Here is a 7,418-nt window from a genome sequence, read left to right as displayed (position 1 = left end):
TGGTCCTGTTGACCTTTGCAGCACAAATGGTGCAGGCACAGGTGCTGAAGCCTGCTTCCTGGAGCTACGATGTTTCCAAAAAGGAAGTAAAAGTAGGCGATGAAGTCGAGCTCATTTTTAATGTCAAAATAGACAAGGACTGGTATCTCTACTCTTCTGACTTTGACCCGGACCTGGGCCCGATGGTGACGGAGTTTAGGTTTGCCAAGCACCCTTCTTACCAGTTGGTGGGAAAGATCAAGCCCATCAATCCGAAGAAGAAATATGATGAGTTGTGGGAAGGGGAGTATACCTATTTTGTGGGCACAGCTCAGTTCAGGCAGAAGATCAAGGTGCTGCAGCCTGATCTGGTAGTCAAAGGCTCTTACGAATACCAGGTATGTACTGATATTGACGGCAAGTGCATTCCGTTCGATGATGACTTTGCCTTTACCAATGCCCAGATAAAAGTAACAGCAGCCACTGGAGCCGCTACGCCTGCTACGGTGCCGGTGGAGACATCGGCTGCAGCGCTGGAGAAGTCCCCGAAAGAAGCTACCACCCAAGCCACAGCCCCCGATGGACTCGATACTTCTCTCCCGGAGACGGTGCGAGAGGATACGGCGCTTATGGAAACAGAGTCTCTTGAAGTAGCCGCATTTGGCGACACTGCTGCGACCGGTTCGGGTGATGTGGTAACACCGGCTCTTACCGGGGAAACCGGTGAGGCAGAGGATGCAGAAAGCCTATGGAAATTCATGCTGGTTGCTTTTGTCTTTGGTCTTGGCGCCTTATTGACTCCATGCGTATTCCCGATGATTCCGATGACGGTGAGCTTTTTCACTAATGGTAGTGCCAACCGCGGGCAGGCTATTTTCAAAGCGCTTCTCTATGGCTTCTCTATCATTGCCATCTATACCCTGGTGGGTACGATCGTAGCCAGGTTGTTTGGAGCCGATGGTGCCAACTTCATCAGTACACACTGGCTGCCCAACCTGATTTTCTTTGCCGTATTCATTATTTTCGCCATGTCCTTCTTTGGCATGTTCGAGATTACACTGCCTAGTTCCTTCCTGACAAAGGTAGACGCACAGGCAGACAAAGGGGGAATTATCGGTGTGTTCTTCATGGCATTCACGCTGGTGCTGGTGTCTTTCTCTTGCACAGGCCCCATTGTGGGCAGTATTCTCGTGGCGTCCGCCGGAGGCGAAACGGTGCGCCCGGTAGTGGGTATGCTGGGCTTTTCGCTGGCTTTTGCGCTGCCTTTCACGCTCTTCGCTGTTTTCCCTTCATGGCTTAACAGCCTGCCTAAATCCGGTGGCTGGCTGAACTCCGTGAAGGTGGTGCTGGGCTTTATTGAACTGGCGCTGGCGCTTAAGTTTTTGAGCATCGCCGACCAGGTATACCACTGGGGCATTCTGGATCGCGAGGTATACCTGGCCCTTTGGATTGTTATCTTTACGCTGATGGGCTTCTACCTGCTAGGCAAGCTGAAGTTTTCACACGACTCTGACCTGAAGCATATTGGGGTACCGCGCCTGTTTTTGGCAATCGCCACGTTCGGCTTTGTGGTATACCTGATACCTGGTTTGTTTGGCGCTCCGCTCAAGGCCCTGTCAGGTTACCTGCCTCCGCAGTCCACTCATGACTTCGACCTGAATGCCATTGCGCGCCAGAGTGGTGGAGGAAGCACAACTACAGCAACACTGGCTGGCAGTCAACTGTGTGAGACGCCTAAATACGGCGATTTCCTGCACTTGCCGCATGGCCTGCAAGGCTATTTTGACTTGGAGCAGGCCAAACGCTGTGCTGCCGAGCAGGGCAAACCTATCTTCATTGACTTCACCGGCCATGGCTGCGTGAACTGCCGCGAAATGGAAGCCAACGTGTGGTCGGATCCGGAGGTGCTGAAGCGCCTGCAGGAAAACTATGTGATAGCGGCCCTTTATGTGGATGACAGAACAGAATTGCCTGAAAGTGAGTGGTACGTGAGCGAACACGATGGGAAAGAAAAGAAAACCATTGGCAAGAAATACGCCGACTACCAGATCACGAAGTTCAATGTGAACGCGCAGCCCTACTATGTGCTAATGGACGAAAATGAGAATATGCTGGTAGAGCCAGTGGCTTATGACCGAAGCATAGAAAATTTCGTGAAGTTCCTCGACGCAGGCGTAGAGGCTTATAACAAGCAGAAGCAGGTCGCGAAGAAGTAACGGTAGACCTCACAGTGTCTTCCAGACCTGTGAGTGTCTTGCCCCCGATACGGGAAAATACAGGCTCTCACAGGAACTACGCACACTGTGGGGGCAGAAACAAGAAAGCCCCACCTCTTGAGGTGGGGCTTTCTTGTATGAAGTATCAGGTATACCTTACTTCGCTTCGTTGTAGCGACGGGTTACTTCTTCCCAGTTCACCACATTCCAGAACGCGTTGATATAGTCCGGACGACGGTTCTGGTAGTTCAGGTAGTAAGCGTGCTCCCATACGTCAAGACCCAGGATTGGCTGACCGCCGCATCCTTCAGCGAATGACATCAGGGTGTTGTCCTGGTTTGGTGTAGAGCAAATCTCCAGCTTGCCGTCTTTTACGCAAAGCCAGGCCCAGCCAGAACCGAAGCGTGTAGCTGCAGCCGCATTGAACTTCTCTTTCATCTGGTCAAAAGAACCAAAAGCAGAGTTGATGGCATCAGCTATCTCGCCTGAAGGCTGACCACCGCCGTTTGGAGAAAGGATCGTCCAGAACAGGTTGTGGTTGTAGTAACCACCACCATTGTTGCGAACGGCTTTGTTGTCTTCTTTTACATTGCGCATGATCTCCTCAATGCTCATGTTCTCCATCTCAGTGCCCGCAATTGCCTTATTCAGGTTGTCGGTATAGGCCTGGTGGTGCTTCGTATGGTGGATTTCCATCGTGCGCGCATCAATATGTGGTTCAAGCGCGTCATAGGCGTAAGGTAGTTTCGGTAATTCGAAAGCCATAGTTTTATGTGGTTTTATGTGTGAAAAAATAGCATGCGTACAGATTTATAGGTGTACGTATGCATTTGAAATGTGAGTTTCAAAGATAGTTATTTTCTTTTGGCTGCAAAGAACGAAGCCATCAGTTCGGCGCACTCCTTCGCCATAACACCACTCACCATCTCCGTTTTGGGGTGCAGCAGATTTCCTACCCGTCTGTAACCACGCTTCGGTTCAGGTGTTCCGAACACTACCCGCTTGAGCTGTGCCCAGTAGCTGGCGCCAGCGCACATCACACAAGGCTCCACGGTCACATACAGGGTGCAGTCGTGCAGATATTTATTACCCAAGTACTCGGCAGCGGCGGTGAGGGCCAGCATCTCGGCATGGGCAGTTACGTCATTCAGCTTTTCGGTCTGGTTGTAGGCTTTGGCAATGATGCGGTTGTTGCTCACGACCACGGCTCCAATCGGAATCTCCCCCTCTTCGAAGGCGTAAGTTGCCTGTCGGTAAGCCTCCTGCATAAAGTGATCGTCGCTGTGTATAGAAAGTAAGTCCACAGGTATAAGTGTATTGGTGTTTGCTTTTGCACAAGATACAAAAAAAAGCCCCTCCGGGAAAGGAGGGGCCTCAGTAACCAGGTATAGGGTTTAGTTCGCTTTTACGTTTTTATTCTAACTGAGCCCATAATCTCGCGGGCTGTGTCCTGCCAGTTGTTCTTCATCATAAATGGCATGTGCATAGAGAAGACCATCAACTGATTACCCTGCACGGTGTACTGCATGATGCTATACTTCTGCACCGGTGACAGGTGACTGCCAGAGCGCTCATCGGCCATCACTGATACAAACTCAAACACAATGTAATCGCGGCCATTGATCGTGGCTACTTCATCTCTGATAAAATCCACCTTCGTGAAGCGCTCCAGCAGGTTAGCCTTGTACACATCGCGAAGCATTTTCAAGTCCTGAGCGCCAAACTGCGACCGCTTCTGTGTCATGCTGAAATCCACCTGGCCATTGGGGCTGGAGTAAACGGCCACAGGTCGGTTGGCTGCCGGGTACTTGCGGGCAATACCATCGTCAGGGAGCGGCGTAAAGTCGCGGGGCAGCATGATGCTGACCTCCTTGGTGATCTGGGTTTTCTTAAGTTTAGTATCAGCCAGGGCTACGCCGGCAATCAGGATAATAGCTAAAAAGGCTAAGTAGCGCATGTTCATAGGGTTGTTCGGGCAAAGGTATCAAATAATAAGGACTGTGATAGACAGTAGCAATTATTTTGCCAAAGCTGCAGCAGTGCCTGATCAGAGCGTGCGCTCTGTGGTTTTATATCTTCTGTGGGTGAATGACGTTAAAAATGAAACAGCTGAGTTTAGCGGTATAATTCCAGCTGCCTGAAATTAAATATCATGTAAACGTAAAAGCTATGTTAGGAAACATCATCAACAGCGTAAAAGGACAACTGACTGGCGAACTGCAGGACAAGTTCAATATTGACTCAGGGCAAGCCAACCAGTCCGTGGATCTGGCTAAGGACCATGTAACGGAGGGCCTGAAGAAAGAGGCTTCGGGGGGAGATGCCGGGGGGATCATGAACATGCTGAAAGGTCAGAAAGCGCCTCAGGACAGCCAGGCCATGAACAGTACCATCCAAAACTATATAGGGGATCTGACTTCTAAAGTAGGTATACCGGAGTCTGTGGCAAAGCAGGTGGGGCCCTTTGTCGTGTCCTTTCTGATGAACAAGATCGGCGGCAACGTCAACAGCCAGTCGGATCTGATGGGGATGCTGGGCGGTGGATTGACCGATAAACTGCCCAAAGGCATGGGAGATAAGCTCGGAGGGCTTTTTAAATAAGCTACAGGAGGGCCGAAATAAGAGAAGCCATACCTAGTAGGTATGGCTTCTCTTTGGTTGTGTTGTTGTGTTTTTTGGTTGCAAGTCGGCAACTTACTTACATCTCACCTTAAACAAGTGTGCCTATAATTGCCGGAGCGGGGAGCTCCAAAGCAATATTTTTAAGTCAGTTATCAAAAACTGAGTCGTGTTTTCAATGATGACTTCTTAACCGTGCCAAGTCCTAAAAAGTTTAACAGTAGTAAAAAGAAAAGTCGGGAATCACTTCCAGTACAAACTGCTCCGATATGCAACAGTCGTACTGCGTTTGTGAGCGCGGCGCGAATATAGCATAAAAATTCTATCAGAAAACCATGTCAGGTACTAGGGGAGTGGTATTCTAAGCCAAGGTTTTGCAGGGCTATACCTAAGCAACACTAAGTAAGCAGCTTAGTCAGATATATCAAAATATACTATACAAATAGATGTAATTTATCGACTAAAGCTGTCTATGCTTCGCTTAATTGAAGTTGTCACTATGTACTAAAGTTCTTAATTTTACCTGCTAAATCGTAGGTTAAATCAGTTGCACACTCCAACTGCCGGCATGTCCGAAGGTATAGGCGCTTTCTTTCTTAAATTCCTGAAGTTTGGCTTGGTAGGCTTTACCGGTCTTGTCATTGATTTTGGTGTGACCTTTCTGGTGAAGGAGAAGCTGCGCTGGAACAAGTATGTGGCTAACAGCCTGGGCTTCATCCTGGCCAGCATCAACAACTACATCCTCAACCGCCTCTGGACCTTCCATAGCATGGACCCTGAAATCGGTTGGCAGTTTTCCAAGTTCCTGCTGGTGGCTGTGGCCGGTTGATCATCAACAACCTGATCGTATACCTACTGACCGAGAAGGTTAAACTCAACTTCTACATTTCCAAATTTATCGCCATTGTGGTGGTGTTTATCTGGAACTTCCTGCTCAATTACCTCTATACCTTTACCCGCTAATTCTGGTCTTGGACGCGGTAGATGCGCACATGTTCGTCTTTGTGCACACGCGGGTTCAGGAAGTGCAGCACACGGTCGTAGAGCGAAGGCGTGATAGTCGTTTCCAGCTCCAGTGCAGGGTATAGGCTATTAATGCGTTGCATGCGCTCTTCCATGTCTTTCTGGCCCACCACTATAACATAGTCTGGTTGATAAGGATAGAGGCTCAGCTCTGTTTGCAGGCTGTCCAGCGACTTTTCCCCGTTCAGGCTGTAGGTCATCGCAAAATCCTGTGGAAGCGGCTTACCGGCCTTGTACTCGTCCCAGTCGCGCTTGTAGTTGAAGTGGTACTCGTGAAACTCGGCTGCCAGGCGGTTCAGGTAATAGAGTGGCGGCTGCTTCATGGATGAGTTGCCAAACTCGAGCAGTACCGCATCCATATCCTGCTTTTCAGACAGGTATACCAGCGGTGCTATGCGGCTCTTTTTGGTATAGGTGAAGGACATCGCCACGGCTACCACTATGTTGAGTATCCAGAAAAAAGCCCAGCTGGCTGCGAGCAGCTTTTTGCGTCGCTGCCAGAACTTAGCTGTACGCACGAAGTCCTGCCAGCCGATGACGCCCAAAATCATGATAAGCGGGAAAAGCGGTAAAATGAAGCGCTCCTGCTTGTTCGGGAACAGTGAGTGTACTACAAAAAACAGCAGCCCGGCCCAGAAGAGCATAGGTGCCAGCCTGGCCGTGCGGCTGTAGCCCAGCAGCAGGTATACGCTGATGGGAGGGACCATGAAGCCCAGTATGGTCAGCAGGAAACGGTATACCGGTCCGGTGCTGTAGTTGTAAGCATTGTCGGCGTTGTAGAAGAAATAGGTGACTACCGAGTGGAAAGGATAGTCGAAGAAGATCAAGTCAATGGTGCCCTGGATCAGCGTGGCCATGAGTACAAAGCCCAACGCCAGCCAAATGATATCCTTCCACTGACGACGGTAAAGCAATACCAGTCCGGCACCGCCTAAAAAGAGTGCTGCATGATAACGGAATACAAAGGCCAGTGCAAACAGCGCCCCTGCCCACAGGTAATGCCAGTTTCTGTTGCGGTCATCCTGCTTCAGCATGAAATAGAAGGCTGCCAGGTAGGGTGGGATGCACACCATCTCCACAAGGTTACGCACACTCATGAAGGGCATAAACCACATAAGCGCCAGCATCAGGCCCACAATGCGAGCATTGGCCTGGTTGGAAAGCCGCTCTGTGATCTTGTATCCGTAATACACGATCAGCAGCGAATACAGGCCGTGCAGCACCCGCACAAGGGTCATTTTGGTATCCGGGTTCGTGATGCCAATGCTCTCCATCAGGTAAAACAAACCGTAGTGTATACCTGCATAAAACATACTGTGGCGCGGCGGCATAGGCTCGTGCAGCCACGATGGTAAGCCATAAAGCCAGTGCTGCGCAATCGTGATCACGTCGAAGTGATCGTCGTGAAAGGCAAAGCCCTTTGAAAAGAAGGCGGCCACCATGCGGATGACAAAGGCAATCAGCATAATCAGCGACAGCGGCACCATGAGCCTGTTATGGACGCCAACCTGATCAGCAGTCATGAGCTTTTCAGGAGCGGTTTGGGGAGAGAATGACATACAGTAATATTAGGTAATGTGG

General features: G+C 50.1%; 6 protein-coding genes and 1 pseudogene. 3 read left to right on the top strand and 4 right to left on the bottom strand.

Going from position 1 to position 7,418, the window contains the following annotated elements; translation table 11 throughout:
* Positions 1 to 5 precede the first annotated feature (5 nt).
* Positions 6 to 2,195 (top strand): thioredoxin family protein, encoded by a 2,190-nt coding sequence (locus O71_RS08165; RefSeq protein WP_369750899.1) that lies wholly within the window; start codon positions 6 to 8, stop codon positions 2,193 to 2,195.
* Between the two features lie 156 nt (positions 2,196 to 2,351).
* Here the strand turns inward: O71_RS08165 and O71_RS08160 are convergent, their stop codons facing one another.
* From O71_RS08160 to O71_RS08150, 3 genes are all read right to left on the bottom strand, one after another.
* Positions 2,352 to 2,960, bottom strand: a complete 609-nt coding sequence (locus tag O71_RS08160) for a superoxide dismutase (RefSeq protein WP_007655267.1) — start codon at positions 2,958 to 2,960, stop codon at positions 2,352 to 2,354.
* 89 nt (positions 2,961 to 3,049) lie between these two features.
* Entirely contained in the window at positions 3,050 to 3,499 is a 450-nt protein-coding gene (locus tag O71_RS08155) for a nucleoside deaminase (RefSeq protein ID WP_007655265.1), read from the bottom strand.
* Between the two features lie 101 nt (positions 3,500 to 3,600).
* Positions 3,601 to 4,152 carry a hypothetical protein gene (locus O71_RS08150; protein WP_007655264.1) on the bottom strand — a complete coding sequence of 184 codons (552 nt, stop codon included), beginning with the start codon at positions 4,150 to 4,152 and terminating at the stop codon, positions 3,601 to 3,603.
* A 212-nt stretch (positions 4,153 to 4,364) separates the two neighbouring features.
* Here O71_RS08150 and O71_RS08140 point away from each other — a divergent pair, with 212 nt between their 5' ends.
* Together O71_RS08140 and O71_RS27170 are read left to right on the top strand one after the other, a co-directional pair.
* The gene (locus tag O71_RS08140) at positions 4,365 to 4,796 is read left to right on the top strand and encodes a hypothetical protein (RefSeq protein ID WP_007655260.1); all 432 of its coding nucleotides are present in this window, start codon (positions 4,365 to 4,367) and stop codon (positions 4,794 to 4,796) included.
* Positions 4,797 to 5,382: 586 nt separating this feature from the next.
* Positions 5,383 to 5,777 (top strand): annotated as a pseudogene (locus O71_RS27170) (GtrA family protein).
* On the opposite strand, the gene O71_RS08130 reads toward O71_RS27170, so the two are convergent.
* Positions 5,774 to 7,396, bottom strand: a complete 1,623-nt coding sequence (locus O71_RS08130) for a glycosyltransferase family 39 protein (protein ID WP_040574021.1) — start codon at positions 7,394 to 7,396, stop codon at positions 5,774 to 5,776. The pseudogene O71_RS27170 and the gene O71_RS08130 sit on opposite strands and share 4 nt — an antisense overlap.
* Between the last annotated feature and the right edge of the window lie 22 nt (positions 7,397 to 7,418).

Source organism: Pontibacter sp. BAB1700 (assembly GCF_000277005.1).
Lineage (GTDB): Bacteria > Bacteroidota > Bacteroidia > Cytophagales > Hymenobacteraceae > Pontibacter > Pontibacter lucknowensis.
Note: the sequence above shows the minus strand (reverse complement) of the source record. Positions and strands in the feature narration are given on the sequence as shown.

Coding starts and splice junctions, on each gene's coding strand:
- O71_RS08140 (WP_007655260.1), top strand. CDS start 4,365: ATGTTAGGAAACATCATCAACAGCGTAAAAGGACAACTGACTGGCGAA.
- O71_RS08160 (WP_007655267.1), bottom strand. CDS start 2,960: ATGGCTTTCGAATTACCGAAACTACCTTACGCCTATGACGCGCTTGAA.
- O71_RS08150 (WP_007655264.1), bottom strand. CDS start 4,152: ATGCGCTACTTAGCCTTTTTAGCTATTATCCTGATTGCCGGCGTAGCC.
- O71_RS08130 (WP_040574021.1), bottom strand. CDS start 7,396: ATGTCATTCTCTCCCCAAACCGCTCCTGAAAAGCTCATGACTGCTGAT.